The sequence below is a fragment of the Meiothermus granaticius NBRC 107808 genome, assembly GCF_003574355.1.
GTDB classification, from domain to species: domain Bacteria; phylum Deinococcota; class Deinococci; order Deinococcales; family Thermaceae; genus Meiothermus; species Meiothermus granaticius.
In genome coordinates this window covers 84,453-109,380 of the sequence record NZ_QWLB01000004.1, presented here as the reverse complement: position 1 = coordinate 109,380, position 24,928 = coordinate 84,453, and the positions used below count along the sequence as shown (strand labels likewise).

The 24,928-nt window shown below is 64.0% G+C and carries 28 protein-coding genes and 2 tRNA genes; 13 read left to right on the top strand and 17 right to left on the bottom strand.

The window, feature by feature from the left end:
* The 8 genes from Mgrana_RS02510 to hpaI all read right to left on the bottom strand — a co-directional run.
* A partial coding sequence (locus Mgrana_RS02510) for a 3-hydroxyacyl-CoA dehydrogenase family protein (RefSeq protein ID WP_170146376.1) occupies positions 1–863 on the bottom strand: 863 nt, incomplete at its 3' end.
* A 106-nt stretch (positions 864–969) separates the two neighbouring features.
* Positions 970–1,938, bottom strand: a complete 969-nt coding sequence (gene hpaD, locus Mgrana_RS02505; RefSeq protein ID WP_119356024.1) for a 3,4-dihydroxyphenylacetate 2,3-dioxygenase — start codon at positions 1,936–1,938, stop codon at positions 970–972.
* A gap of 11 nt (positions 1,939–1,949) precedes the next feature.
* A complete protein-coding gene (gene hpaC, locus Mgrana_RS02500; protein WP_371862069.1) occupies positions 1,950–2,429 on the bottom strand; it encodes a 4-hydroxyphenylacetate 3-monooxygenase reductase subunit in 480 nt (159 codons plus the stop codon).
* A gap of 5 nt (positions 2,430–2,434) precedes the next feature.
* A complete protein-coding gene (gene hpaB / locus Mgrana_RS02495; RefSeq protein WP_119356023.1) occupies positions 2,435–3,892 on the bottom strand; it encodes a 4-hydroxyphenylacetate 3-monooxygenase, oxygenase component in 1,458 nt (485 codons plus the stop codon).
* Between the two features lie 8 nt (positions 3,893–3,900).
* Positions 3,901–5,418, bottom strand: coding sequence for a 5-carboxymethyl-2-hydroxymuconate semialdehyde dehydrogenase (gene hpaE, locus Mgrana_RS02490; protein ID WP_119356022.1), 1,518 nt, complete (start codon positions 5,416–5,418; stop codon positions 3,901–3,903).
* Complete coding sequence (locus Mgrana_RS02485) at positions 5,415–5,858, bottom strand: DUF3293 domain-containing protein (protein WP_119356021.1); 444 nt, start codon at positions 5,856–5,858, stop codon at positions 5,415–5,417. The genes hpaE and Mgrana_RS02485 overlap by 4 nt, the downstream gene beginning before the upstream one ends.
* A complete protein-coding gene (locus Mgrana_RS02480) occupies positions 5,855–6,649 on the bottom strand; it encodes a fumarylacetoacetate hydrolase family protein (RefSeq protein ID WP_119356020.1) in 795 nt (264 codons plus the stop codon). Before Mgrana_RS02480 ends, Mgrana_RS02485 begins: the two co-directional genes overlap by 4 nt.
* 15 nt (positions 6,650–6,664) lie before the next feature.
* Positions 6,665–7,603, bottom strand: a complete 939-nt coding sequence (hpaI, locus tag Mgrana_RS02475; protein ID WP_119356019.1) for a 2,4-dihydroxyhept-2-ene-1,7-dioic acid aldolase — start codon at positions 7,601–7,603, stop codon at positions 6,665–6,667.
* 95 nt (positions 7,604–7,698) lie between these two features.
* Between hpaI and Mgrana_RS02470 the strand changes: the two genes are divergently transcribed.
* Positions 7,699–8,790 carry a PucR family transcriptional regulator gene (locus Mgrana_RS02470; RefSeq protein WP_119356018.1) on the top strand — a complete coding sequence of 364 codons (1,092 nt, stop codon included), beginning with the start codon at positions 7,699–7,701 and terminating at the stop codon, positions 8,788–8,790.
* Here the strand turns inward: Mgrana_RS02470 and Mgrana_RS02465 are convergent.
* Positions 8,787–9,326, bottom strand: a complete 540-nt coding sequence (locus tag Mgrana_RS02465) for a GNAT family N-acetyltransferase (RefSeq protein ID WP_240631216.1) — start codon at positions 9,324–9,326, stop codon at positions 8,787–8,789. The genes Mgrana_RS02470 and Mgrana_RS02465 overlap by 4 nt on opposite strands.
* Before the next feature lie 66 nt (positions 9,327–9,392).
* Between Mgrana_RS02465 and Mgrana_RS02460 the strand changes: the two genes are divergently transcribed.
* Complete coding sequence (locus tag Mgrana_RS02460) at positions 9,393–11,540, top strand: ABC-F family ATP-binding cassette domain-containing protein (protein WP_240631215.1); 2,148 nt, start codon at positions 9,393–9,395, stop codon at positions 11,538–11,540.
* Here the strand turns inward: Mgrana_RS02460 and Mgrana_RS02455 are convergent.
* The 3 genes from Mgrana_RS02455 to rpoD all read right to left on the bottom strand — a co-directional run bounded on the left by Mgrana_RS02455 (position 11,527) and on the right by rpoD (position 13,698).
* Positions 11,527–11,967: a SufE family protein gene (locus Mgrana_RS02455; protein ID WP_119356017.1), complete on the bottom strand. Its 441-nt coding sequence runs from the start codon at positions 11,965–11,967 to the stop codon at positions 11,527–11,529. The genes Mgrana_RS02460 and Mgrana_RS02455 overlap by 14 nt on opposite strands.
* Positions 11,968–12,004: 37 nt before the next feature.
* Positions 12,005–12,127, bottom strand: coding sequence for a hypothetical protein (locus Mgrana_RS17205; protein WP_276309137.1), 123 nt, complete (start codon positions 12,125–12,127; stop codon positions 12,005–12,007).
* 71 nt (positions 12,128–12,198) lie between these two features.
* On the bottom strand, positions 12,199–13,698 hold the full coding sequence (gene rpoD, locus Mgrana_RS02450) for an RNA polymerase sigma factor RpoD (protein ID WP_240631214.1): 1,500 nt from the start codon (positions 13,696–13,698) through the stop codon (positions 12,199–12,201).
* Between rpoD and Mgrana_RS02445 the strand changes: the two genes are divergently transcribed.
* The gene (locus Mgrana_RS02445) at positions 13,697–13,969 is read left to right on the top strand and encodes a hypothetical protein (RefSeq protein ID WP_119356016.1); all 273 of its coding nucleotides are present in this window, start codon (positions 13,697–13,699) and stop codon (positions 13,967–13,969) included. The two genes, rpoD and Mgrana_RS02445, sit on opposite strands and share 2 nt — an antisense overlap.
* 63 nt (positions 13,970–14,032) lie before the next feature.
* Here the strand turns inward: Mgrana_RS02445 and Mgrana_RS02440 are convergent, their stop codons facing one another.
* Positions 14,033–15,142, bottom strand: a complete 1,110-nt coding sequence (locus Mgrana_RS02440; RefSeq protein ID WP_186813109.1) for a methyltransferase — start codon at positions 15,140–15,142, stop codon at positions 14,033–14,035.
* 50 nt (positions 15,143–15,192) lie between these two features.
* Positions 15,193–15,723 (bottom strand): tRNA (adenosine(37)-N6)-threonylcarbamoyltransferase complex dimerization subunit type 1 TsaB, encoded by a 531-nt coding sequence (gene tsaB, locus Mgrana_RS02435; protein WP_186813108.1) that lies wholly within the window; start codon positions 15,721–15,723, stop codon positions 15,193–15,195.
* 79 nt (positions 15,724–15,802) lie between these two features.
* On the opposite strand from tsaB, the gene proC reads away from it, so the two are divergent.
* The 3 genes from proC to Mgrana_RS02420 are packed head-to-tail and all read left to right on the top strand — an operon-like array spanning position 15,803 to position 17,686.
* Positions 15,803–16,582 carry a pyrroline-5-carboxylate reductase gene (gene proC / locus Mgrana_RS02430; RefSeq protein WP_119356014.1) on the top strand — a complete coding sequence of 260 codons (780 nt, stop codon included), beginning with the start codon at positions 15,803–15,805 and terminating at the stop codon, positions 16,580–16,582.
* Positions 16,583–16,629: 47 nt separating this feature from the next.
* Entirely contained in the window at positions 16,630–17,181 is a 552-nt protein-coding gene (locus Mgrana_RS02425; RefSeq protein WP_119356013.1) for a hypothetical protein, read from the top strand.
* Between the two features lie 16 nt (positions 17,182–17,197).
* Positions 17,198–17,686, top strand: coding sequence for an adenosine diphosphatase (locus tag Mgrana_RS02420; RefSeq protein ID WP_119356012.1), 489 nt, complete (start codon positions 17,198–17,200; stop codon positions 17,684–17,686).
* Here Mgrana_RS02420 and Mgrana_RS02415 read toward each other — a convergent pair.
* On the bottom strand, positions 17,683–18,489 hold the full coding sequence (locus Mgrana_RS02415) for a heme-dependent oxidative N-demethylase subunit alpha family protein (RefSeq protein WP_119356011.1): 807 nt from the start codon (positions 18,487–18,489) through the stop codon (positions 17,683–17,685). The genes Mgrana_RS02420 and Mgrana_RS02415 overlap by 4 nt on opposite strands.
* A 34-nt stretch (positions 18,490–18,523) precedes the next feature.
* Between Mgrana_RS02415 and bcp the strand changes: the two genes are divergently transcribed.
* From bcp to metG, 3 genes are all read left to right on the top strand, one after another.
* Positions 18,524–18,994 (top strand): thioredoxin-dependent thiol peroxidase, encoded by a 471-nt coding sequence (gene bcp, locus Mgrana_RS02410; RefSeq protein ID WP_119356033.1) that lies wholly within the window; start codon positions 18,524–18,526, stop codon positions 18,992–18,994.
* Positions 18,995–19,023: 29 nt separating this feature from the next.
* A complete protein-coding gene (gene rpiA, locus Mgrana_RS02405) occupies positions 19,024–19,707 on the top strand; it encodes a ribose-5-phosphate isomerase RpiA (protein ID WP_119356010.1) in 684 nt (227 codons plus the stop codon).
* Between the two features lie 199 nt (positions 19,708–19,906).
* Complete coding sequence (metG, locus tag Mgrana_RS02400) at positions 19,907–21,799, top strand: methionine--tRNA ligase (RefSeq protein WP_119356009.1); 1,893 nt, start codon at positions 19,907–19,909, stop codon at positions 21,797–21,799.
* Between the two features lie 4 nt (positions 21,800–21,803).
* On the opposite strand, the gene aroH is transcribed toward metG, so the two are convergent.
* Positions 21,804–22,172 carry a chorismate mutase gene (gene aroH, locus Mgrana_RS02395; protein WP_119356008.1) on the bottom strand — a complete coding sequence of 123 codons (369 nt, stop codon included), beginning with the start codon at positions 22,170–22,172 and terminating at the stop codon, positions 21,804–21,806.
* 135 nt (positions 22,173–22,307) lie between these two features.
* Between aroH and rpmE the strand changes: the two genes are divergently transcribed.
* The gene (gene rpmE, locus Mgrana_RS02390) at positions 22,308–22,526 is read left to right on the top strand and encodes a 50S ribosomal protein L31 (RefSeq protein WP_119356007.1); all 219 of its coding nucleotides are present in this window, start codon (positions 22,308–22,310) and stop codon (positions 22,524–22,526) included.
* Positions 22,527–22,579: 53 nt separating this feature from the next.
* On the opposite strand, the gene Mgrana_RS02385 is transcribed toward rpmE, so the two are convergent.
* Positions 22,580–23,185 carry a TetR/AcrR family transcriptional regulator gene (locus Mgrana_RS02385; protein WP_119356006.1) on the bottom strand — a complete coding sequence of 202 codons (606 nt, stop codon included), beginning with the start codon at positions 23,183–23,185 and terminating at the stop codon, positions 22,580–22,582.
* A 112-nt stretch (positions 23,186–23,297) separates the two neighbouring features.
* On the opposite strand from Mgrana_RS02385, the gene Mgrana_RS02380 reads away from it, so the two are divergent.
* From Mgrana_RS02380 to tig, 3 genes are all read left to right on the top strand, one after another.
* Positions 23,298–23,374: transfer RNA gene (locus Mgrana_RS02380), tRNA-His, on the top strand.
* Between the two features lie 87 nt (positions 23,375–23,461).
* Positions 23,462–23,546 (top strand) — tRNA-Leu (locus Mgrana_RS02375).
* 125 nt (positions 23,547–23,671) lie between these two features.
* The gene (tig, locus tag Mgrana_RS02370) at positions 23,672–24,895 is read left to right on the top strand and encodes a trigger factor (protein WP_119356005.1); all 1,224 of its coding nucleotides are present in this window, start codon (positions 23,672–23,674) and stop codon (positions 24,893–24,895) included.
* The last annotated feature ends 33 nt before the right edge of the window (positions 24,896–24,928 follow it).

The window sequence follows — 24,928 nt, the reverse complement described above, 5'->3', positions numbered from 1 at the left end:
GAGGGGGGCATGGCGGGGGGGCCCGGCGGATAGCTGTACCAGCCCTGGCCCGTTTTGCGCCCCAGCATTCCGGCGACCACGCGTTGGTACTGTAGCGGATGGGGCCGGTACCGCCCCTCGCCATAAAACCCCTGGTATACCGACTGCGAAGCGGCGAAGTTGACGTCCAACCCGATGAGGTCCATCAGCTCGAAGGGACCCATCGGAAACCCCAGGCCCTTCAAGACCCAGTCAATGGCCTCTTTAGAGACCCCCTCAGCGTGCAGCCGCAGGGCCTCGCCATAGAAAGGCCGGGCCACCCGGTTGACCAGGAAACCGGGGGAATCGCTCACCGTCACCGGCTCTTTACCCCAGGCCTGCATCAGCCGCAGGGCCTTTTCCACCCCCTCGGGCGCCGTTTGCAGCCCAGGAATCACCTCTACCAACTTCATGCGCTGCGCGGGGTTGAAGAAGTGCAGCCCCAGCAGGCGCGCGGGGTTCGTGACCTTGGCCGCGATAGCGGAGACCGAAAGGGTAGAGGTGTTGGTGGCCAGGAGGTTGGTGGGGTTCAGCTGGGACAACCGACCCAGGAGTTCCTGCTTGAGCTCCAGCACCTCCGGCACGGCCTCGATCACCCAGTCGGCCTCGGCACACTCGGCGGGGTCTGTGACCGGCTGAACCCGCTGTAGAACCTCCTCCACCGAGCCCTGTAGCCTGCCCTTCTCGAGCGCCTTCTCCAGGTCGCTGCGTATGGACGCAAGGGCCTGCTCGAGCGCAGCGGGTTGGGGGTCATACAGCCTTACCCGATGTCCGGCCTGGGCCGCAACCTGCGCGATCCCTCGGCCCATGGTTCCTGCTCCCAGTACGGCGATGCGTTCGTTCAAAGACCCTCCGCACAACTAACAAACGTTTGGTTTGTGTAGGCAGATTACCGATCCAATCCAGTTTTCGTCAATAGACCCTGGGGTGGAGCACTTTTCTTCGGAAGGCTTAGATCACGTGCTGGGGCAGCCCTCTCAGCTCGGACTCGGCCTGCCCTTCCCAGCCGCCGCCGAAGGCCTCGAGCCGGCTGGCTTCTTCGAACCAGCTTCGGGGGGTTTTGGCGCCCCACAGGGTTTGGCGGCGCGGGTCGTTGAGGTGCCAACGGATCGGCTCGAAGTCGGGGTCTACGGTGAGGTAATCGGAGGTGTAGAGCTCGATGCGGTGGCCGTCGGGGTCGCGCAGATAGACGAAGAAGGCGTTGGATACCCCGTGCCGGCCGGGGCCCCGTTCGATCTTTTCGGACTCCAGGGCTCCAGCCAGGATGTCACAAGCCCGGAGGATGCTGGTGGCGTCTGGCATCCAGTAAGCGAAGTGGTGCAGCCGTGGCCCTGTGCCGTTGGTTAGGGCCAGGTCGTGTACCCCTCCGCGGCGCTGGACCCAGGCCGCCCAGATCCGTCCCTCGTCGTCTTCGGTGAACTCAGAGAGGCGAAAGGCCAGGCGGTCCATGTACCAGCGCATGGCGGCTTCTACCTGCGGGCTCATCACGTTGATGTGGTCAATCCGCTGGAGCCCCGGCCCTTTGTGGAGATGATACTGCTGCAGAAGCCAGGGATATTTCTGGCTCTCGGCATAGAAGGCCACCGGAACCCCAAAGGGGTCTTGTAGGCGCAGGAGCCGGGGCCGGTCTTGCTCGCTTTCCCAGCGGTAGGGCAGGCCTTCGGCCTCCGCCAAGGCCACCAGGGCCTCGAGGTCGGCCTCCCCCCCAACCCGGTAAGCCAGATGCTTGATGCCCGCCTCCGGGGCCAGCTCCAGCTTGAGGGTCCACTCGCGGTCTTCTACCCCGCGCAGATAGAGGGCCCGGGATTCCTCATGCAGGGGGTTGAGCCCCAACCGCTCCACGTAGAACTGCCGCGAGCGCTCGAGGTCGGTCACGTAAAAGATGCCGTGTCCAATGCGGATGATGTTCGGGGTCGCCATCGGGATGTTCCTCACTCTATGCTGCGGTATCCACGGTTCCAGTAGCCCAGCGGCTTCCCCGACGGGCCCAGCCGGATGGCCTCGACCCTACCCACCGCGATGCGGTGATCCCCCCCCGGATAGAGCTGCCACCTCGAGCAAAACAGGGTGGCCAGCGAGCCTTCGATGGAAAGGTCGGGCCGCAAGGGGTTTAGATCTGGCACCGGTTTCCCGGCGAAGTGGGCTGCGACCAAATCCTGCCCTTCCGCCAGGATGTTCACCGTGAAGCGGGGGGAGTGCTCGAGCAGGCGCAGGAGATGGGCGTTTTCATCCACGCAGACCAGAACCAGAGGGGGGTTCAGGCTCACACTGGCGAAGCTGCTGGCGGTCATGCCCCGGCATTCTCCGTCCCACTCCGCGGCCACCACCGTGACCCCGCTGGCCCACCGGGCCAGGGCGGCTTTGAACGATTCCACCAGGGCGGACTGGGTGGTTTCCATAAGATCGGCCATCTGCGCTAGTCTCCCGCTACCGCTTCGACTTTGGGCTGCTCCTTCCAGCCCAGGAATTCTCGGATGCGGGCCTTGTAGGGTTCCTTGTCGTAAGCGGCGAAGAGGGTCTGGTACATCCGCACCGGGTCGCCGAAGAAGAAGCGCTCATAGAGTTCCTGCCGAGCCCCGAACCCGGAAAGGGTCATGTCCCAGGCCAGCCGGAAGAGCTGGACCCGCTCCCGCGCGGGCAGGGTGGCCGATTGGAGGTATTTCTCCAGGTAGGGCCCCATCGGGGAGTCAAAATCGGCCTCGGAGGGCAGGGTGATCAGCCCGGAGGCGCTCACCTGCTGCACGATCTCGTGGATGCGCGGGTAGAGCCGGGGGAAGAGGTTGCGGGCCCCGTCAATGGCCGCGCGGTTCGGGCAAAGCAAGCCATAGCGGTTGGGCTTGGCCTCCAGCTCAGCCCGAGCCCAGAAGCCCCGCATGGCCTCGAGGTAGACGATCACCTCGGCGATTTTCTCCTGAACATGTGGGAAGGCATCGGCCCCGATGGCCTCCCCGATCAGGCTGATCAGCCCCAAGAAGGCCTCGGTTTTGGCGGTTTTCAGCACCACCACCTGATGGGCCATGTGCATCAGGGCTCCGGTCTCGGCGTAGGCGTTGTTGCAGCGGGCCAGGTCGCCCAGCACGAAGACCCGTTCCCAGGGTACGAACACGTCGTCGAAGACGGTCAGGCAGTCCATCTCCTCCAGGCGGCTCGAGAGTGGGTAGTCATACGCGGACCCCTCCGCCGAGAGCCCCTCTCGGCAGATGAAGTGGAGCCCTGGGGTGTTGGTGGGGATGGCGAAGGCTACTGCATACTTGTCAGCCCCCGGCCCCTCCTTGAGCAAGGTGCTGGGGAAGACCAACAGTTCATCGGCGGTGGGCAGGGTGGAGAGCATTCGTGCGCCCCGCACCACGATCCCGCCCTCGAGCTGCTTCACCACCCCCACCGGAATATAGGGGTCGGGCTGCTCAGCGGTGCTCTTCGCCCGGTTGACCTGGGGGTTGGTAAGGCAGTGGGTGGTAGCTAGGTCGTTTTCCCGCACGTACTGCACGTAGCGGCGTACGTTGTCTGCGAACTCCCCGAAGAACTCCGCGCTGGCCTCATAGGCCATCAACACCGCGTTGAGGTAGTCGGGGCTGCGCCCCATCATGCCCAGATTGGCGTCGGCCCATACCTTATAGGCGGCACTGCGCCGGGCCAGATCAGCGGGGGTCTTGGCGGGGAGTAGGCTCATCGGGTAGCGCCTTCCGCCCTCCTCATAGGTCAGCCGATCGCGGTAACGCTCATCGTGCTGCATCTCGTACATCTGGGCCAGGGTGTGGGTGATGCCCCGGAAGACCGGGTGGGTGGTGGGGTCTGTGACCCGCTCGCCTTTGTACCAGAGGTTGGGGGGGTTGGCCTTCAGGGCCTCGAGGTACTGCTTACCGGTGCGTGCCATGTTGCCTCCTATTTCCCAAACTTCGGAATGGGGTGCTCGGTCAGGGGTAGGGCGATGTTCTTGAGCTCGGTGTAGAACTCGAGGCTGTACTCCCCTCCCTCCCGGTGGGTCCCCGAGAACTTCATCCCCCCAAAAGGGGTGGGCAGGTGCCGGACATTGTGCGAGTTGATCCAGGTCATGCCCGCCTCCAGATGCAGGGCCAGGCGGTGGGCCCGGGTCACGTCCTTAGTCCAGACGTAGGCGGCCAGCCCGTACTTCACGTCGTTGGCTTTTTGCAGGGCATCGGCTTCGTCCTTGAAGGGGATGACGGTCAGGATGGGGCCAAAAATCTCCTCCTGGGCAATGCGGTGGTGGTTCTCGGCCACGAAGAGCCCAGGCCGCACGTAGTTGCCTTCGGTGCCGACTTGCTCACCGCCGAAGATGTGCTGTGACTCCTGCTTGCCGATCTGCACGTAGCCCAGCACGCGCTGTAGGTGCTCGGGGTGAATCAGGGGCCCCACCTCGGTGTCGGGCTCGAGGGGGTGGCCCACCTTGACCTTGGCCGCCCGGGCCGCCACACGGCTCACGAACTCGTCCAGGATCTCCTGTTGCACCAGGGCGCGAGAGTTGGCGGTGCAGCGCTCGCCGTTGAAGCTGTAGATCTGGAACACGGTGGCATCCACGGCCCGGTCCAGGTCTGCGTCGGCGAAGAGGATCGCCGGGGACTTACCGCCGAGCTCGAGGGAAAGCCGCTTGAGAGACTCAGCCGAGTTTTGGGTGATGATTGTGCCGGTGGTGGTCTCGCCGGTGAAGCTGATCAGCGGCACCTGGGGATGGCGCACCAGGGCGTCCCCGGCTTCTTCGCCAAAGCCCTGCACCACATTGAACACCCCAGGGGGCAGATCGGCTTCCTGGATGATCTCGGCCAGCTTCCAGGCGGTGAGCGGGGACCACTCGGCTGGCTTCAGGATCACCGTATTGCCAAAGGCCAAGGCAGGGGCGATGCGCCAGGTCGAGAGCATCAGTGGGGCATTCCACGGGGTAATGATTCCGCAGACCCCCACCGGCACCCGCACCGTGTAGTTGAGCCATTCCCCGTCCACCGGGTAACTGCGACCGTCCATGGCCCGCTCGGCCCAATCGGCGTAGAAGCTGAAATTCTCCGCAGCCCTGGCTACCTGGGCCCGCACGATGCGCAGGACCTGCCCGGCGTCCAGGCACTCGATCACCGCCAGCTCATCGGCATGCTTTTCCAGTCCCTCCGCAATCTTGAGCAGGTACCGCTTGCGGGCCTTGGCCGAGAGCCGCCACCGGCTGAAGGCGTCCTGGGCCGCCTGGGCCGCCTTGTTCACGTCCTCGGTATGGCCCCGGTAGGCCTGGGCCAACTTCCGGTTGGTGGAGGGGTCCAGGCTTTCGAAGGTCTCGCCCCGCACCCCGGCCACAAACTCCCCACCGATGAAATGGGGTACCGGGCTCGAGGCCACCCGTTGCCGTACCTGAGCGATGAACTCTGGGCGGATGCTGCGGGCTGTTTGGCTGACATTCATGGGATTCCCCCCTCGGTCGGGAGGGCCTGGGGGTAGAACCACTCGATCCTCCCATCCTCGCACCAGGCCAGCCCAACCTTTCCCCCCTCACCCCAGAGGATGGCGTGCTGCTCGAAGCGGCGGCCTAGCTCGAGGGCGGGCTCGAGCCCGACCCCAAACAGGATGAACCCCTCCTCAAACCAGCTTCCGTCGGGGGAGGCCCCGCTGCCCGGAGCAGACTCGAGGCCCAGCCTCTGAATCTCCCGCTCCAGCTCCCGGTGGCGCTTTTGGTTTTCCTCCCCTGAAAGCGGTTGGCTGCGGGGGTTATAAGCGGTGACGAAGGCAAACCTCCGTCCCGCAAAGGGCTGTGTCCCGGTGGGGGTTTCGCTCAGGCTGAAGGCCATGTCTCCTCCCCTATAGACCGCATTTTTGTAGACCTCGGCAAAGGGCTGGGTGCTCATAGGACCAGATTCCGGTCGCCTTCCTGGCCGATGACCGGCTCGGCGTCTGCGCTCTCCCACTCGATGGGGTTCTCCAGCGCTCCCAGGCCTTCGATCTCCATGCGCATGGTGTCACCGGGGTGTACCTGGGAGATGCCCTTGGGGGTGCCGGTGAGGATGACATCCCCGGCCTCCAGGGTCATGAACCGGCTGATGAACTCGAGAACCTCAGGGATGGAGAAGATCATGCCCTGGGTGCTGGCCTCCTGGCGCAGCTCCCCATTCACGTAGGCCCGCATCTTAAGGTCGTGGGGGTCGGCCACTTCATCGGCGGAAACGTAGTAGGGCCCCAGCGGCCCGAAGGTATCCCAGCCTTTGCCCCGGAGGGGGGGGCGGAAGGTGTTGGAGACGTAGTCGCGCACCACCAGGTCGTTGGCGATGGTATAGCCCCCCACATATCCCAGGGCATCTTTGGCTTTCACCCGCCGCAGGTTGCGCCCGATGATGACGGCCAGCTCGCACTCGAAGTGCATGAACCGGGCTCCACGGGGGTAGATCACCGTGCCGCGGTGCGGCAAGAGGGAGGTGTTGGGTTTCCAGAAAAGGGCTGGCTCGCTGGGCCGCTTGAGCCCGAACTCGTCGGCGTGCTCGGCGAAGTTGAGGGCCAAGGCGAGCACTTTGCCGGGCTGGACCGGCAGCAGCCAGGTGACCTGGTCGGGGGGATGGGCTTCACCGGCGGGGTCTATCAACCAAGGGCCCTCGAGCCGCCCCTCGAGAGTCCTTCCTTTGGAGATAAAACGCGCGCGCTTCATGCCGCCTCTGGAAGTTCACACATACTGTTTGCCGGTAGGGTCGGGCAGGGTTTCACGGCCCTGGCGCCCCTCGATCAGCCCATAGGACTCGGCCATCTTGCGCAGCCGGGCCTCCACCTCCGGGGTGCTGGGGCCTAAGGGCTCGCGCCACTCCTTCTCGCACAGGCCCATCCAGGCCAGTACCGTCTTGAGCGGGATGGGGTTGGTGTCCCAGAAGACCGCACTGTTGGCCTCGAGCCCGTAGTAGTGCAGCTCAAGGGCCTCCCGGTGCCGCCCCTCCAGGAGGAGCTGGCACATCTGGGCGGTCTCCTTGGGCAGCCAGTTGGCGGTCGCGGCGATGGTGCCCACCGCACCCACGCACATCATGGGGAAGGTTAGGGCCTCGAGACCACAGAAAACCTGGAAATCCCGCCCCACCTGGCGCAGCAGCTCTGAGACGTACTCCACGTCCTTGGAGGAATGCTTGAGCCCCACGATGTTCTTGAAGGCCCGGCGCAGTCGAACCACCGTCTCGACCTGAATCTCCACCCCGGTTCGCCCCGGGATGTTGTAGAGCACGATGGGGAACTCCGGCACCGCCGCGGCAACGGCTCCGAAGAAGCGGTAGAGGCCCTCCTGGTTGGGCTTGAGGTAATAGGGGGTGATCACCAAAGCCCCTTGGGCCCCCACCTGCTGAGCGAAGCGGGTGATCTCCAGGGTCTCGTCCAGCCGCAGGGTGCCGGTTCCGGCCAAGAGGGGGACCCGGCCCCGGATCAAGCGCACGGCCCGTTCGATCAGGTATTTGCGCTCTTCGACCGAAAGCGTGCCGGGCTCACCGGTGGTGCCCCCCACGCTCAGAGCATGGGAACCGGCCTCGAGCTGCCGCTCAATCAGCTTCTCCAGCGCGGCTTCGTCAATCTGCCCGTTCTTAAAAGGGGTGATCAGCGGTACGACGCTACCCTTGAACTCGGTCATGGAGACTCCTTTAAGCCAAGGGTACCGGTTGAGTCAGGGAGGGGCTAGTGGGTATTTTTACAAATAAAGAGCAAAAATTGTATTCTCTAACAATCATGGCCGAGCTGGGCCCTAAAGGATCGGGGGAGGCCCCCGAAATCCCCTCGAGGATCTTGGAGTGGCTGGACTCCAACCCCGCGGATCCCCGGGGCTTGATGGAAGCCCTTCATGAGCTGACCGGTCTTCCGGTGGTGCTGGTGGCCCCGTGGGGTGAGGTGTTGGCTTGGGCGGGAAGGGTTCCCGCGCGGCATCCAACCCAGGCCGGTTGGGGTGGGGGCTACTGGGCCCAGGAGGTCGGGGAGGGGCGGTTCATCGCCTATGGTGAAGCGCCAGCCTTGCAGCGGGCCTTGCCCTGGTTGGAGCTGGCCGCCCGGCTGCTGCGCTTGCGCGCGCGGGAGCGGGCCCTCGAGCGGGCCCAGGAGGAGAATCTGGGGGCGGCTTTTCTCGATGAACTCCTGCTGGGGGAGGCCGATCTGGACCGGGGCTTTGCCTTTGGCTTCGAGCGGGGGTTCTCCCTGCGGCTCGCTCTGATCGAGGCCCCGGCCCCGCCCGGTCGCCACCGACTGGCCGAGGCCCGGCGACGGGAAATTCTGCAGGGGCTCAAAACCTCGGTGGGGGCCTATCTCGAGCGCCTGGGAACCCCCCATTTGCTTTCCGGTCGGGGGACTCGAGCGGTGGTGCTGTGGCAGAGCCATGATCCAGCCAAGGAGGCCCAGAGCCTGCTCTGGGCTGCGCCGCAGGGGGTACGGGTGGGCCTCTCGGCGGCTCATCCCAGCCTCGAGGCGGTGGGAACGGCTTACCGGGAGGCCCTGATCGCGCTTAAGGCGGCCCGGCCCGGCGAGGTCATGGGCTTTGAGCAGCTTGACCCGGTGGCCTGGGTGCTCCTGCAGCAATCGCCAGAAGATCTGCGGGCCCTGGTGGAGCGCTTTTTACCCCTTCCTGCACGGGCCCTCCGGACCCTCGAGGTCTATTTAGAGCATGGGGGGGAGCCCAATCCGACCGCCCAGGCCCTGCACATTCACCCCAACACCCTGCGCTACCGCCTAAGCGCGATCGAGAAGACCCTGGGGGCCTCCCTCCGAAGCCCGGAGACCTTGGCCCGGGTGTATCTGGCCCTGCGGGCCCGTGGGCTGCTCGAGGAGCGCTAGCCAGAGCCCGTCAGGTCCACCAGAGCTTTGAACTCCTCCTTGAGCATCCCGTAGAGGTATAGGTCCTGCTTTTCCCCCCGGTACGTTTCATGCTGCCGGAGCACCCCTTCTCGCAGGAAACCCAGGCGTTCCAGCAGCCGAATGGGGCGGGTGTTGGAGGCGTGTACCTCGGCGGTGATGCGCTCGAGGCCCTGCTCCTCGAAGCCGTAGCGCAGCATCTGGCGCCCGGCGGTGAAGCCATACCCCCGGCCCCAATACCCCCGGTCACCGATGGCGATGGCAAAGGAAGCCCGGGCCTCAAGGGGGTTGATCTCACCCAGGTCGGTATAGCCGATCAGCTGCCCGTGGGTCTCGATGCCCAGGCGCACGAGGTTGACCGGCGGGTTGTTGATCATCCGCAAAAAGATCTCCTCCCAGCGCTCGGGAGGCTGGTGCAGAGGCCAGCCGCTGGCCAGGCAAAACTCCTCATCTTGAGTCCAGGCCATGATCGTGGAAATATCGGCCAGGACCAGCGGGCGTAGGATCAGATCGGGCACCCTCTTAGGCTACAAGTTCGGGGCGGTTTTGACGACCTGAGCTCGAGGGGCTACCCTTGGAATGTTGTGCTAGATACGGACCGCAAAGCCCTAAGCCCTGTGGCGAAGCCCGAGGTTTTGCTGCGCCTGAGCCATGGGGAAAAAGCCTTTGGGGAGCGGGTGTTGTTTCGGGATGCGCGGTTTTGGCTGGCCCCGCGGGAGCGAGTGGTGTTGCTGGGGCCCAATGGAGCCGGTAAGAGCACCCTGTTTCAAGCCCTGGCGGGGCAGTTGGTGCTCGACGGGGGGCGGCTCGAGCGTCCCCGGGGTACCCGGGTGGTGTATCTTCCCCAGGATTACCGGCCCGAGGGCACCACAGTGTATGCCGCCGCGTATTCCAGCACCCCTTTGTATCGGGCTGAGCAGGAGTTGAAAGCGGCCTCGCCCGAACACTCCGCGGAAGCCTGGGATCGGGTGCGCGAGCTTTCGTTCTGGCGGGGCCGGGTGGCTAAGGTCCTGGCCGAGTTCGGTCTGGATGGGCTTTGGCAGAGCCCGGTGGAACGGCTCTCGGGTGGAGAGGGGATGCGCCTGGCCCTGGCCACGGCCTTTTTGTCCGATGCGGACGTGCTGCTGCTGGATGAGCCCACCACCCATCTTGACCTTCGGATGCGGTTGCGGCTGGAGGAACGCTTGCTCTCGTATCGCGGTGCGGTAGCCTTGATCTCCCATGACCGCGCGCTGGTGAGTCGGGTGGCCACCACGGTCTACCACCTCGAAGCCGGCTTGCTGCTGCGGGTGGCCGGCCCGTATGCGACCTATCTGGCCGAGCGCGAGCGGATTCGGCGCACGGTGGAGCGGGCCCGCAAAGAGGCCGAGAAGGAGCGCGAACGCCTGATGGCCTCGGCGGAAGCCCTGCGCTCCGCGGCTCCCGGCAGCCCCAAGAAGTCTCGCCAGCGCCAAGGGCTGCTGCAGCGGGCGGAGCGCGTCGAAGCCCCCAACCCCCTTCCCCCTGAACGTCGCTGGAGCCTCGAGATCGCTGCTGAGGGCACCCCGAAGCTAGTGCTGGAGGCGAAGGGCTTGAAAAAGTCCTATCCAAGCACGGGTGCAGCCGAGCAGGGCAGAGGAGACGCGGTCTTGCGCAGGGTTATCCGTGAGGCCACCCTTCGCATCTTCCGGGGGGACCGCATCGCCCTGATCGGGGCCAACGGCGCCGGGAAGACCACCTTGCTGCGGCTGCTGCTCTCGCGCGAGCTCCCAGACGCGGGCGAGCGCAGCCTGGGGTTGGGGGTCAGTGTGGCCTACCTGGATCAGCTCTATCACGGCCTCGAGCCCGACCTACCCTTGTTTGAACAGTTCTCCAAGCGCTTTGGAGAGGCTCGGGCCGCGGCCCTGCTGGGCCGGATGGGGTTTCGTCCCCCACACTGGAACGATCCGCCGCGCCGCTTCTCCGGGGGGGAGCGGGCCCGGGCCGGTTTGGCCCTACTGGGGGCGCTGCGGGCGGGCCTGCTGGTGATGGACGAGCCCACCAACCATCTCGAGCTCGAGCTGCTGGAAGCCCTCGAGCGGGCCCTTACGGACTATCCCGGTACCCTGCTCTTTGTCTCTCACGACCGGACCTTGATCCAGCGGGTGGCCACCCGCTTTTGGGGGCTTGAAGGGGGCCTCCTTCTGGAGTATCCAACCTACGCTGAGGCCGAGGCGGCCCTGCTGGGTAAAACGGCGGTGCGGCTCAACCCCTACGGTGAGCTGCCGGTGGAGGCCGCAGCGCCTGCAGAAAAGCCTGACCTCGAGGAGGAGCGGCTGGCCCTCTGGGAGCAGCTCGAGGGGCTCGAGCTCACCGAGCGCGGTCGGGCCCGGCTGCGGGCCGACCTGCTGGCCCTGGAGGAAGCCCTCTACCGCGATTACGCCGAGAGGTTTTACCTTCCCCTGGCCTATCGCCACCGGATCCGACAGGAAGGTTTGGAAGTTTTTGCCGACTGCGAGCTCTCGCACTGGCGCTTTTGGAGCGCGGCAGGGGAGCTGCTGGGCGAGCTCAGGGGGGGAATCCTGCACCTGGAAGGTCAGGCCGAGCCGCGCATGGTGCGGGCGGTGCTGCGCCTCGCGTTTGAACTCGAGGGGGCGCAGGTGGTGCGCTATGGCCAGAGGGCTTTTGGCCGCAAGGCCTACCTGCGGCACCTGGAGCCGGCCCCAGCCCCGAACCCCAAGCCCCGCAGGCGCCGGCGGCCTAAGCGCCCATAGCTTCCCGCACCTGCCGCTTGATCCGGCCCAGCACCGCCTGCAGCCCGCGCAGCCGCAAGGGGGTGACCACCTCCTCCAGCCGGGCCAGGGTGTAAAAGTCCTCTGGCACCTTGAGCACGGTCTCTGGCGACTCGCCCTCCAATCCCTCGGAGAGCATTCCAGCAAAAGCCCGTACGGTAGGGGCTTCCTTGGGAGCGTCGAAGTAGAGATGGGTCTGCCCCCCCTCGAGCTCGACATGCACCCAAAAGGGGGTGGTGCACTCGTGAACCTGCTCGAGTTGGCCCTTCATCCCTTCCGGTAGCGGGGGCATCTTCTTGGCAAACTCCAAGAGCATCTCGGTCTTGAGAACCTTGGGGGCGCTGCCCAGCATTTTCACCACGTTTTGCAGCTTAGGGGGGAGTAAGGCCAGGTGCTCTTCTGCGGTCATGGGAGGATTCTATCGCTTGGGCCGGGGCCAATGGGTGTCAGCCCGCACCTTGGCCCTGGATTTCCACGTGGCTGCCCTTCCCAGCGATGAGTTCGGCGGACTCGAGCGCGGCTCGGGGAAAACCCTGTTGGGGAGAGGCGCGCAACGACAGCACTTTCATGGCTTGAACATTCGGCCTCCTAAAAGGCAGGGGCGTATCGTGATACGCCCCTACTGGTGAAATTCTGGCTATCAATCCAAGAAATCGCGCAGCTTGCGGGTGCGGCTCTCGTGATACTTAAGCTTGCGCAGGGCCTTGTTCTCGATCTGGCGGATGCGCTCGCGGGTCACCCCGAAGTAGGCGCCCACTTCTTCTAAGGTGTGCTCGCGCCCATCAATCAGGCCCTTGCGCAGCTTCAAGACCATGGCCTCGCGCTCGGAGAGCTTGCCGAGGGCTTTTTCCAGCTCCTCTGAGAGCATGCTCTGGGCGGCGGAGTCCACCGGCGAGGCCATGTGCTCGTCGGGGATGAAGTCGCCGTAGAAGCTGTCCTTCTCGTCGCCGATGGGGGTTTCCAGGCTTACGGGTTCCTGGGCGATCTTAAAGGTCTCCTCGACCTTCTTGGCATCCCAGCCCGGCCCCATGGCCTCGGCCACTTCCTCGTAGGCCGGTTCGCGGCCCAGCTCCTGCTGCATCTGGCGGGCGGTGCGGGTCAGCTTGTTGATGGTCTCGACCATGTGCACCGGGATCCGGATGGTGCGGGCCTGGTCGGCGATGGCCCGGTTGATGGCCTGGCGGATCCACCAGGTGGCATAGGTGGAGAACTTGAAGCGGCGCTTGAACTCGAACTTCTCCACCGCCCGGATGAGGCCTTGGTTGCCCTCTTGAATCAGATCAAGAAAGCTGAGGCCGCGCCCGGTGTACTTTTTAGCGATGCTTACCACCAACCGCAGGTTGGCCTCGATCAGGTGCTGACGGCTAATCTCGCCGTCACGGGCAATGTGCAGGTGCCGCTTGATCTCGCGCGGCAGGGCCCGCAACCGGGCGTCTACCGCCTGGATGGTCTCGGGATCCAAGCGCAGCTCGGTGCCGGGAATGCTGCTGATGCGGGCGCTGCCTTGCACCTGGCTGCGCAGCACGTGCCGGATCAGCTCCGCATCCAAGCCGGTTTCCTGAGCCAAGACCTGCGCGGAGGCTACACCGTCTTCAACGCGCCGGGCCAGGTCGATTTCCTCCTCGAGGGTCAGCAGGGGTACCTGCCCGATCTCGTGGAGGTACTGGCGCACCGGGTCGCTGGTGGAAACCCGAGGCAGCGGGAGGTCATCCTCGATCTCCTCCTCGGCCTCCTCGGGGGGGAGATCCCCAGGCAGAAGGTCAATATCGGCCTCGAGGAGGTCCGGATCCTCGAGGTCGCCTTCGGCGGGCTCCTCCTCCTCGGTGGGTAAGGAGCTGGAGATTGCGGCCTTAGCCACCCTGGGCAGGGGGGGTTCAAGCTCGTCTAGGCTGGGGGCTTCCACCTCTTCCTCGAGCTCTTCTGGAGTGGCCGGGGCCTCTAACTCCTCATCCAAGGCCAGATCTTCATCCTCGAGCTCATCGTCTTTGGGAGGCAGCACCGCCTTGCCTTTGGGGGCGGGTTTTTTGGCTTCGGCCTTGAGCGTAGCCTTGGCTGAGCCTCGAGGCGGGCTCTGGGGGGAAAGGGGCTGTTCAGGCTGGGGTTTTGGGCGGGATTTGGGCTGGGGTTTGCTCTTGGTCATGGATTGGGCTGGGCTGGCCGGGGCTTCAGGGGCTGGACGGCTTGCTTTAGCCGGGGTTTTGCTCGAGGCTTTTGCCGAGGGGCGGGCAGGAGCGTCACTGTTGGGAGCGGTTTTCCCACCGGATTTGGCGGCGGGCTTTAAGGGCTTGGTGGGTGCGGCTTTCTTGGTTTGTTTTGTGGCAGGTTGGCTCGAGGGCAGGGCGGCAGCTTTGGGGGCTGGGCTGGGGTGTTTGGTCTTGGGGCTTGCCGATGGGGTCGGCTTGGTTCGCTGAGTGGAAGACGGGGCTTTCTTCAAGCTAATTCACCTCCAACGCGGTTGCTCTTGGATACCTCTGTCAGTAGGCCAGAAGGACCTTATACTTCCCCTCAGCGAGGGTCCTGACATGGGCGAAGCCTTCGGCAAGCAGGGGTTCGTAGGGTAGGAATCGGTTGGCCACAAGATAAAACCTCCCGCCCCTTTCCAGGCGGGCTTGAGCAGCCTCTAAAAATGCGCGTGCGGTTTCTAGCACGACGAGGCCCCCCACATGAAAGGGGGGATTGGCTAACAGTATAGCGAACTTCTGCCCTTCCGGCAAGGCTTCGTCCACATCGGAGTGATAGACACTGGCTGCCAGCGCATTGGCCTGCAAGCTCGCCTCGGCGCTCAGGACGCTGGCCCAGTCGTCTTCCACCAGGGTGACCGCCCGGGCTCGGTCTATCAGCGGCAGGCTCAGGGCGCCGTAGCCTCCGCCTAGGTCGAGCACGCTGTCGAGTTCAGGGGGCAGGTGCTCTAAGAGCATCTGGCTACCTGGGTCTAGATGCCCCGCCGAGAACACCCCTGGCAGGTGGCGAAAAGCAAAGCGCTTCCCATACACCTCGGCTTCAAACCCCTCCCATACCCTTCCCAGGGGTGGAGTGGGGCGCTCCTTCTCGAGCACCGCTACCCGTACCGCTCCCCTGCGCTCGAGCAGGACGCCATACCCCAGGAGCTCCTGGGCCCATTTGAAGTATCGTTCGAAACCCCGGTCCTTGCTGCCAGAAATCCACAGCCTCCCGCCCGGCCGCAGGGCTCGAGCGGCCCCCAGTAGGGAGAGCTCGACATAGCGGGTGCCCCGATTGGCCGGCAGCACCAGGCCCACGGTATCGCTGGAGTCTGGCGGAGCCTCCCAGGGCAGGCCGCGCAGGATGCGCACCTTTGTTCCCAAACCCTGTTCCAGGCAGCGCAAGGCCGCCCTCGAGGGTTCAATGGCCGTGGTGGATAGGCCCGAGGCCTGGAGGGCCTGGCTGATCACCCCGATTCCAGGGTTGAGATCGAGGGCCGCTTCCCCGTGGGGCTCGAGCCGCTGGGCCAGCAGCTCGTACTGAGGGTCGCCATACCCCCGCGCCCCGGCTTTGAGGTACAGCTCCCCTCCCGGCACAGGGATTGGATGGAGGCGATGGTAAGCGGCTAAGGTCACCGAATCCATAGCCTACAGGCCTTTCGCTGGGGTGTAAGTGGGAGGGTGCCCATTCCAGGCTACAGGTACAGGCCTTCTACCCCGGTTTGCTCTCGGCGCAGGGCCTGTTGTCCCAGCCGTGCCAGCGCACGTCCTGAGGGGGGTTCATCCAGGCTGAGGCGGCCTAGGGGCCTCCATTCTGCCAGCCGAATCCGCTGCGGCGCTCGCAGTTCCTGGGCGGAGGATCCCGTAACCCGGTAGTGGGCGGCGTAGCCGAGCCCATTGCGGGCGGTATGGGCCACGCTCACCTCCCCCTGGTAGCGCAGGGCGACCCCGGCCAGGGTATCCACCCCCACCACCGGGATTTCCAGCCCGCGCCCCAACCCCAGTCCGGCGGCAATCCCCACCCGCAACCCGGTATACGAACCCGGACCGCGCCCCAGGGCGATGCCCTCCAGGTGATGCTTGCTGACTTGGTGACGGGCCAGGAAATCCTCGAGCTCGGCCCACAACGCCTCGGCATGGCGACGCCCCAGGTGCACAGCCCGCTCGGCGTGGGGCAGCCCCAACACCAGGTAAGGGGTTGCGGTATCCAAAGCCAAAACCAGCACCCAACCATAGTACGGCTTGGGGGAGGTTAATGCAGGCGCACCCTGAATTCCTTCGGGAGGACAGGGTACACTCTTGCCTATGCGATTGGCACTGGTAGGGGTCGGGAAGATGGGCAGGAGCATCCTCGAGGGCATCCTTCGGGTGGGGGTTTTGGCCAAGGAGGAGATTGGGGTCTATGATACCCCCCCGCGCACTGCTGAAATCGCCCAGGAGTATGGGGTCATTGCGTTGCGCCTGGAGGATCTGCGTCAGGCCGAGCGGGTTTTGATTGGGGTGCAGCCCAAGGACATCGCCGCGCTGGCCCCGCAAATCACCCACCCCAACACCGGATACCTCTCGATCATGGCTGGAATTTCCACCGCGGTGCTCAGCCGCGGCCTAGGAACGCGCCGGGTGGTGCGGGCCATGCCCAACTTGGCGGCCACCATCGGCAAGAGTTCCACCGCGCTGACCGGCCCCCGTGAAGCCGAAGAGGCCGGGGACCTCGAGTTTGCTCGGGCCCTCTTCGCCACGGTGGGGGATGTCTATGACCTGCCGGAGCGATTGTTCGATGCCTTTACCGGGATGTCGGCCTCGGCCCCGGCCTATATCGCAGTGGTGGCGGAGGCGCTGGCGGATGGCGGGGTTAAGCAGGGTATTCCTCGAGCCCAGGCCCTACGGCTGGCTGCAGATGTGCTCATCGCCACCGGTGAGCTGCTGCGCAAGAAGCACCCTGGGGTGCTCAAGGATGAGGTCTCCAGCCCTGGCGGGACCACCATTTACGGTCTGGCGGCCCTCGAGGCCCGGGGCCTGCGGGCGGCACTGGTGGAGGCGGTCGAGGCCGCTACGCTGCGGGGGCACCAGCTGGGCGAGGAATAGGGCCAGATGAACCGGCTGAGAAGAGGGGCTCGAGTACAGTTGAAGCCATGAAGCGTGCCTTGGCCCTTTTGCTAGGACTGGCGTTGGGAGTTGCTGCCCCTCCGGCTTACTATCCCAACGGCATTGGCTATGCTTGGCTGTATTCCTCTGGCGAGGAGCAGGTTTTTTCCCGACAACAAGAGGGGTTTTTGGTGCTCGAGCACCGCTATCCCAAGCGCCCGGTGGTGGCCGATCTCCTGCGCTATACCCCTGACCAGGGGGTGTACCTCGAGGGGCTCATCATCGGGAAAACCGTTCAGCGCTATACCCCGGCCCTGCAACTCTATCCAGCCCCGCCCCTCACCGTGGGGACTCGCTGGGGGGGGAAGAGTATGCTGGGAGGGCAGACGGTGGCCCTTTTGGGCGAGGTCAGCCGGATCGAGGGGGTGAACGTTCCGGCAGGGCGATTCAACGCCTATGTGCTGCGGACCTCCACCGTGACCGGGGATGGAGGCAGTGTGGTGGTGGAGATCTACTACGTCCCTGGGGTGGGGATTGTACGTTATGCCACCCCGGATGGGGGTACCATCGACTTGGTCAAAGTGACGGTGCCCAAGTAAGCGGTACACTCTCCCTATGGAACTCCAGACCGTCCGGGTTGAGAAACCGGATCACCTCAACGTCATCCTGGGTCAGGCCCATTTCATCAAAGCCGTAGAGGATCTCCACGAAGCCCTGGTAACCGCGGTCCCTGGAATCCAGTTCGGGCTGGCCTTCTGTGAGGCCTCGGGGAAGCGCTTGATCCGCCGCAGCGGTACCGCTCCTGAGCTGGTGGAGCTGGCGGTGAAGAACGCGGAGGCCATCGGGGCCGGGCATAGCTTCATTGTGATGTTGGGAGAAGGGTTTTTCCCCATCAATGTGCTACATGCGGTGAAGGCTTGCCCGGAGGTGGTGCGCATTTTTGCCGCCACCGCCAATCCGCTCAGCGTGATTGTGGCGGAGCAAGAGGATCAGCGCGGCATCCTGGGGGTATTGGACGGGCACAAACCGCTGGGGGTTGAGACCGAGGAAGAGGTGACCTGGCGCAAGGAGCTGTTGCGCCGATTCGGGTACAAGCTGGGCTAGCGGAAAAATCCCTGGGCCTCGAGCCACGCATGGGCCGCCACGGTTGCGGGCTTGTAGGTGCGGTGGGCCTCGGGCAGGGTTTGTAGGGCGTGGCGCAGCGCGGCCCGGCGCTCCGGGGTGTGGGCTACCCGTTCCACCGGCACCACATAGACCCGGATCAAAAACCAGCTCCGCTCGAGCTCCGGTAGGGGCAGGGTCACCTGGCGCTCAGTGCGGAAGTAGACCTGCGGGCCGCTCAGCCGGGTAGGCCGATGGGGATGGGCCGAGAGGGCCGGGTCAAAGGTCAGGCCCCAGACATAGCGCACGAAGGGGCCCTTCTGGCTCATGGCCCGGGCGACATTGTGCTGGGCGGCCTGGAGCCGTTCGCTGTGCGGCACCGGGGTGTGGATCTCGGCGAAGCTACGCCCGATTTTATCAAGCGGGTTCCAGTGGCTGGGGAAACAGACCCAGAGGGCCTCGAGCTGGGTCCCGTGCATCAGTACCAGATCCTCCTGAACCCGCAGGGCGGCGGCTTTGCCGAACTCGAGCAGGGCGGAGGTGGGGGGGATCGACCCGGCGTCCTCCCCTGGGGCCTGCGGAAGCTGCGACCACAGCCCCTCCAGCGCGGCCGAGACCTTAGAGGGCTGATGGGCAGGGGAGAGCAGGGCGCTCGAGGGCTCGGAGCCGAAGGCCTCGAGCTTGGCGGCACGGTAGCGCGGATACTCACAGTCCAGAAGAAACGGCGGCCCCTCGAGCCGCACCAGATCAGGCCGTACCCGGTGGTCAGAGGAAACCGGGAACGGCACTTGAGGTTTAGGTAACATCTTCTGCTGAATTGTAACCGGTATGATACCGCCTATGGTACACCCTGGAGACCCCGCCCCGAGCTTTAGCCTGCCCGATCAGAACGGAAAAATTCACCACTTGAGCGACTACAAGGGAAAATGGGTAGTGCTCTACTTTTACCCCAAGGACGACACCCCTGGCTGCACCAAAGAGGCGTGTAGCTTCCGCGATGAGCGGGGCCGCCTGGAGGAGATGGGGGCCGTCGTGCTGGGGGTGAGCGCGGATGATGTGGAAAGCCACGGCAAGTTTCACGGGAAGTATGGCCTTAATTTCCCTCTGCTGGCCGATCCTACCGCCCAGACCATCCAGCGCTACGGCGCTTGGGGCAAGAAGAATACCTTTGGCCGGGAGTACGAGGGGGTTCTGCGGCAGACCTTCCTAATTGACCCTCAGGGTCGGGTGGCCAAAGTCTGGGAAAAGGTCAGCCCTGAGGGGCATGCCCTGGAGGTGGCCGAGGCTTTGGGGGGACTGCAGCGGGCCTAGGGGCCTTCTTCTGAGGTTGCCTCCGCGCTATGGAAAACCTCGAGACGTATAAGCAGCAGGCTGCCCTGGCCGCGGTGCAACACATTGAATCGGGGATGGTGGTGGGGTTGGGTACGGGCTCCACCGCGAAGTATGCGGTGCTCGAGGTAGGCCGCAAACTGCGTGAAGGAGAGCTGCGGGACATCCGGGCGGTTCCCACCTCCGAGGCGACGGCTAGGCTGGCCGCCGCGCAGGGGATTCCCCTGATGGAGCTCGATCCTTCCGGGGTGGATCTGGCCATAGACGGGGCCGACGAGATTGACCCCCGCCTTAACCTCATCAAGGGGTTGGGTGGGGCCCTGCTGCGGGAGAAGATCGTGGAGCAGACCGCCCGGCTTTTTGTGGTGGTCGCCGACCACACCAAACGGGTGGAGCGGCTGGGGCGGGGGGTTCTGCCCCTGGAAATCGTGCCCTTTGGGTACCGGGTAACGCTGAAGCGGCTCGAGGCCTTTGGGGAGCCGCAGCTTTGGATGAGCCAGGGGGTTCCCTTTGTCACCGATGGGGGGAATTTCGCGGTCAAGCTGCGGGTGTCCCCCATCCAAGAACCTGCCCAGCTCCACGCCCAGCTTAAGGGCCTGGTGGGGGTGGTGGAGACCGGCTTATTTCCTGGAATGGCCCGGAGGGCTTATGTGGCCAGCGAGGCCGGGGTAGAGCGTATGGACTCGAGTTTATAAGGTTTTCACGAAGGCAGATATCGTGAAAAATAGTATAAACTTCCTCGGCTTGCCAAAGCCCAGCCGGGCCCATTAGGATAGGGTTTATGGCTAGGGTAGAACCGCGAATGAAGAGGAGGTCCCGGCGGTAGGGCTCGGTTGGCCTATCGGCGGGGTGCGGGTGCATCCCGTTTTTTGTTGAAAGTTGGAGAGGCATACTGTGAGCAAGATCTTTTACGAAACCGCCGCGATTGATTACGCCAACGCGGCCCCCCATATCGGCCACGTTTACGAGAAAATCATCGCCGATTTCCTGGCCCGTTTTCACCGTCTGGACGGGTATGACACCAACTTTGTGACCGGTACCGATGAGCACGGCGAGAAGATTGCTCGAGCGGCCAAAAATGCCGGGCAGGAACCACAGAAATTTGTGGATTACGTCTCGGAGGAGCTGTTCCAGCCCATCTACCGGCGGCTCGAGATCAGCTACGATGACTACATCCGCACCACCTCCCCTCGCCACCGCAAGTACGTGCAGGAGGTCCTCAAGAAAGTATACGACGCTGGGGATATCTACTACGCCGAATACGAGGGGCTGTACTCGGTAGGTTCGGAGCGGTTCGTCACCGAAAAAGAGCTGGTAGGGGGGGTGCTGCCTGGGGATTCCGAACCCCCGATTTTGCGCAAGGAGGCCAACTACTTCTTCCGCATGGAGAAGTACCGGCCCTGGCTGGTGGAGTACCTCAAGGAGCACCCGGAGCTAATTCAGCCGGTGGCCTACCGCAATGAGGTGCTCGAGATGCTCAAAGAGCCCATTGGAGACCTCAGCATCTCGAGGCCCAAAGACCGAGTGCCCTGGGGAATTCCCATCCCCTGGGATGATCAGCACGTGACCTACGTGTGGTTCGATGCGCTCCTGGCCTACGCCTCTTCGCTGGCCAGCCGGGGGATTTTCGAGAAGTATTGGCCCCACGCCTGGCACGTAATCGGCAAGGACATCCTGAAACCCCACGCGGTGTTCTGGCCCACCATGCTGAAATCCGCCGGGCTGCCCCTTTACAAGCGGCTGGTGGTTCATGGGCATATCCTGGCCATGGATGGGCGCAAGATGGGGAAGAGCCTGGGCAATGCGATTGACCCGGTGGTCCTCCTGGACAAGTTCGGGGTGGATGCGGTGCATTACGCCTTGCTGCGCGATACCTCGTTGGGCTCCGATAGCCCTTTTGGCGAGGAGATTGTGGTCCAGCGCTTAAACGCCGATCTGGCCAATGACCTGGGCAATCTGCTCTCGAGGGTGCGCACCATGCTGCTCAAGTACTGCGGTGGGGTGTTGCCCGCGCCCTCCCCAGCTGACTCCGAAATCGCCCGCCATGGGGTGGCCTTGGCCGGGAAAGTTCGGGTTTACGTGGATGAGCTGAAGCTGCACCTGGCCCTGGAGGAGGCGCTGCAGTACGTACGCAGCCTGAACAAGTTTGTCAACGACGCCAAGCCTTGGGAGCTGGCCCGGGATCCGGCCCGCCTGAAGGAGTTGGAAGATGTCCTCTACACCGTGGTAGAGGGCCTGCGGATTGCCAGTGTGGCCCTCGAGGCGGCCCTGCCCACCAAAGCCAAGGAGCTCCGCGCAGCCCTGGGCCTGGGGGGGTTCACCCTGGCGCAGACCGAGACCTGGGGCCTGTCCCCCCAGGGCACCCGAATTCCCCAGGAGGCCCCCATTCTGTTCCCCAAGCTCGAGGCCAAACCCGCCCCAACCCCCGAGGCGGAGGCGCTCGAGCCCCAAGCCCCCAACGGTCTCATCACCCTAGAGGACTTCGCCAAGGTCGAGCTGCGGGTGGCTGAGGTGGTGAAATGCGAAAAGCACCCCAAGGCCGACAAGCTGCTGGTGCTCACGCTGAACGTGGGCGACCATACCCGGCAGGTGGTTTCGGGAATCGCACAGTGGTATGCCCCTCAGAGCTTGGTGGGCCGCAAGCTGGTGCTGGTGGCCAACCTCAAACCCGCGGTACTGCGCGGCATCGAGAGCCAGGGCATGATCCTGGCCGGAGAGGATGCGGCGGGAAACGTGGTGGTGGTAAGCCCAGAGAAGGATCTGCCCCCTGGGGCCAAGGTGCGATAACGCCCTACTGGGCTGACTCGAGGTCCGGGCGCAGCCGTACCGCTTCCCGCAGGTAGACGTGCTTGACCTGCGCTTGGGGCAGGTCGGTGTTCCACAGCATCATGACCCGGATCACCTTGGGCAAGGCCCCCGGAACCGGAATTTCACGCGAGTTGATTAGGGGAACCTTCCCCATCCCAAGCTGCCGGGCAGCCTCGGCGGGAAAGCAGGCCGAGAGGTCATCGGTCAGGGTAAAGATCATCGCCCCGATCTCATCGAAGCTGCCGATGTGATTGAGCTCGAGCATCTTTTGTAGCAGCTCGCGCGTGGCGCTTAGAATGGCTTCTCGGCTGTCTTCCTCAACGGTGATGGCTCCACGAACTCCACGTGTCATTGCCAGCGATTCTACCGTATGGCCCCGGCTGTCTTGAACCCTTCGGCCCCACCTGTTACACTAACCAGGTTGTCCGCTGCCTGAGCGGATGGGCCAAGAAAGGCTGCACGGCCAAATCCGTGCCGAGGAGACGCGATGAAAGAGAAGATTCACCCCAAACTGGTTCCCTGCAAGATTGTTTGCAACGGGCAGGTGGTGATGGAAACCTACAGCACCCGCCCAGAGATCCACGTCGAGGTTTGGAGCGGTAACCACCCCTTCTGGACCGGCCAACAGCGCTTCCTCGATACCGAGGGCCGGGTGGAGAAGTTCCAGAAAAAGTTTGGCGACAGCTACAAGCGCAGCAAAAAATAAGGCTGGATTTCACCGAAGCAGGCCGGTAGGCCTGCTTTTGGTTGGGCCTCCTCTCATTTGGCCCTGAGTGCAGCAAGAATTAGCTGGGCGTACTGCCTCGAGAGCCCTTCCAGGCTGAGCCGGCCACCCGGGCGATACCATTGGTAGGTCCAGTTGAGGGCCGAGAGCACGAAGAGGGTGGCAGTGTGCACGTCCTCTACCTCGAGCTCCCCCCGCCGCACCCCCTCCCCAATGACCTCGAGCCAATAGGCCTGGTAGCGGTCGCGCAGGGCCTTGACCTTGGCCTGGAGGGCCGGGCTCAGAAACTTCCACTCGTGGAAAAAGACCGTAGCACTCCCCAGCTCCTCGGCGATGACCTCGAGGTGGCCCTCCACCAGCCGCTCGAGGCGTTCGCGGATGGTCAGGGTAGGGGGGACGGCCTCGGCCATAGCGATGAACCGGGCTGCGGCGCGGTTCACAAGCTCGAACAACAGCTCCTCTTTGGAGTCTATATGGGCGTAGAGGCTTCCACCCTGCAGATTTACCGCTCGAGCCAGGTCGCGCATAGAGGTGGCGTGGAACCCATGCTGGCTAAAGAGCTGTCCGGCTGCGTCGAGGATTTCGTCTCGGCGCTCTGAGGAAGGGGCGGGGTGGGGTTCTTCCGAACGTTTGTTAGGCACCTTGGCTGCGAGTATAGAGGTCGGCTCGGTGGGGCGTCAACGCGGGGAAATCTTGACGCCCTACCGGCTCGCGCCTACAATAGCGGGTGCTGTACCGGTGTTGTGGAGTGTGGTGAGTGTAGCTCAGCCGGTTAGAGCACTGGTCTGTGGAACCAGGGGTCGTGGGTTCAAGTCCCATCACTCACCCCAAAAAGCCTGGTCGAGATACCAGGCTTTCTTCTTGCAGCGGCTTTGAATCTCGTGTACACTCGCTTTTGCCTTCACCTGTGGCGGTGCGCGCGGATGGTGAAATTGGTAGACACGCGAGACTTAGGATCTCGTGCCGCAAGGTGTGGGGGTTCAAGTCCCCCTCCGCGCACCAGGACCCAAAAGCCCTAGCTCGCTAGGGCTTTTGGTTTAGGATGGGGCCGTACTCAAAACGCATCCAGGGTTGTACACTGTTTGCTTGGTGACGCGCACCCGCGCTGTCTGGACTCGAGGTGTACTGTGGCAGAGATTTTAGAACGCGAAGGCTACCGCGTAAAAGTAAGGGTCGAGGTTCCGGCCTCGGAAGTGGAGAAGACCTACCAGCACGTGCTTTCTGACTATGCCTCACAGGTCAAAGTGGCAGGCTTTCGCCCCGGCAAGGTCCCGGCTAAGGTGATCGAGGCCAAGATTGGCCGTGAAGCCCTCTTGGAGGATGTGAAGGAGCACCTGCGCGACCAGAGCTTTCCTGAGGCGGCCAAGGAGCTCAAGCTGCTCCCGGTGGCGGCGCGGGTGGTGGAGCAAAACCTCACCTTTGGTCAGCCCTTCACCTACACCGTGGAGGTGGAGAATTATCCCGAGGCCAAGCTGCCCGACTGGGAGGGCTTCACCCTCGAGGGGGAGACCCCTGAGGTCACCGACGAGATATTCCATCAGGCCATGGAGGATCTGCGTACCCGCTATGGCGAGATGGTCCCGGTCGAGCGCGAGATCGGCGAGAAGGATCAGGTTTTCATCGAAACCGATGATGGTGGGCGCTTCCCGGTCAACATGGAAAAGGCCCAGCCCCATGTGCGCGAAGCCTTGCTGGGCAAGAAGGCTGGGGAAGAGACCTTGGTCCCAGTCAAAGACGGCGATACGGTCGTTCGGGAGATCCCTACCAAGGTTTTGGAGGTAAAAAGCCTGCAGCTTCCCGAGCTTGACGATGAGTTTGCCAAGACCGTAGGCGAGGACAACCTGGCTGCCCTGCACACCAAAGTGCGTGAAAGCCTACAGGCGCAGTTTGCCCAGCAGGCCCGCAACGCCAAGGCCAACCAGCTGTTGGACAAGATTGCTGAGGGCCTCGAGGTTGAGATCCCCCCTGCCTTGCAGGCCAGCGAGGAGCGCAGCCTTTTGGAGAGTTTGGCGGAAGACCTCAAGGAGCAAAAGGTAGACTTCAACACCTACATCGCCGACCTGGAAAAGCAGGGCAAGCTCGAGGAGTTCAAGCAAAACCTCAGCCAGAGCGCCACCAAACGTATCCGTCGCTCGCTGGCGATGGAGGGGCTGGCCGAGCAACTGGGCACCCAGCTCAGCGAAGAGGAGTGGAATGCCTACCTGGGGGAGCTGGCCCGGCAGTACCGCACCACCCCGGCCCGCCTACAAAACGAGCTGGAGAAGGGCACCCTCGAGCGCCTACGCCTGCAGCAACTCTATGATAAGGCCTTGCTGCAGGCCCTCGAGAAGGTTGAAGCCAGGGCGGGTTAGCTCGAGCCCCGTTTCACCCACCCGGGGCTGGGC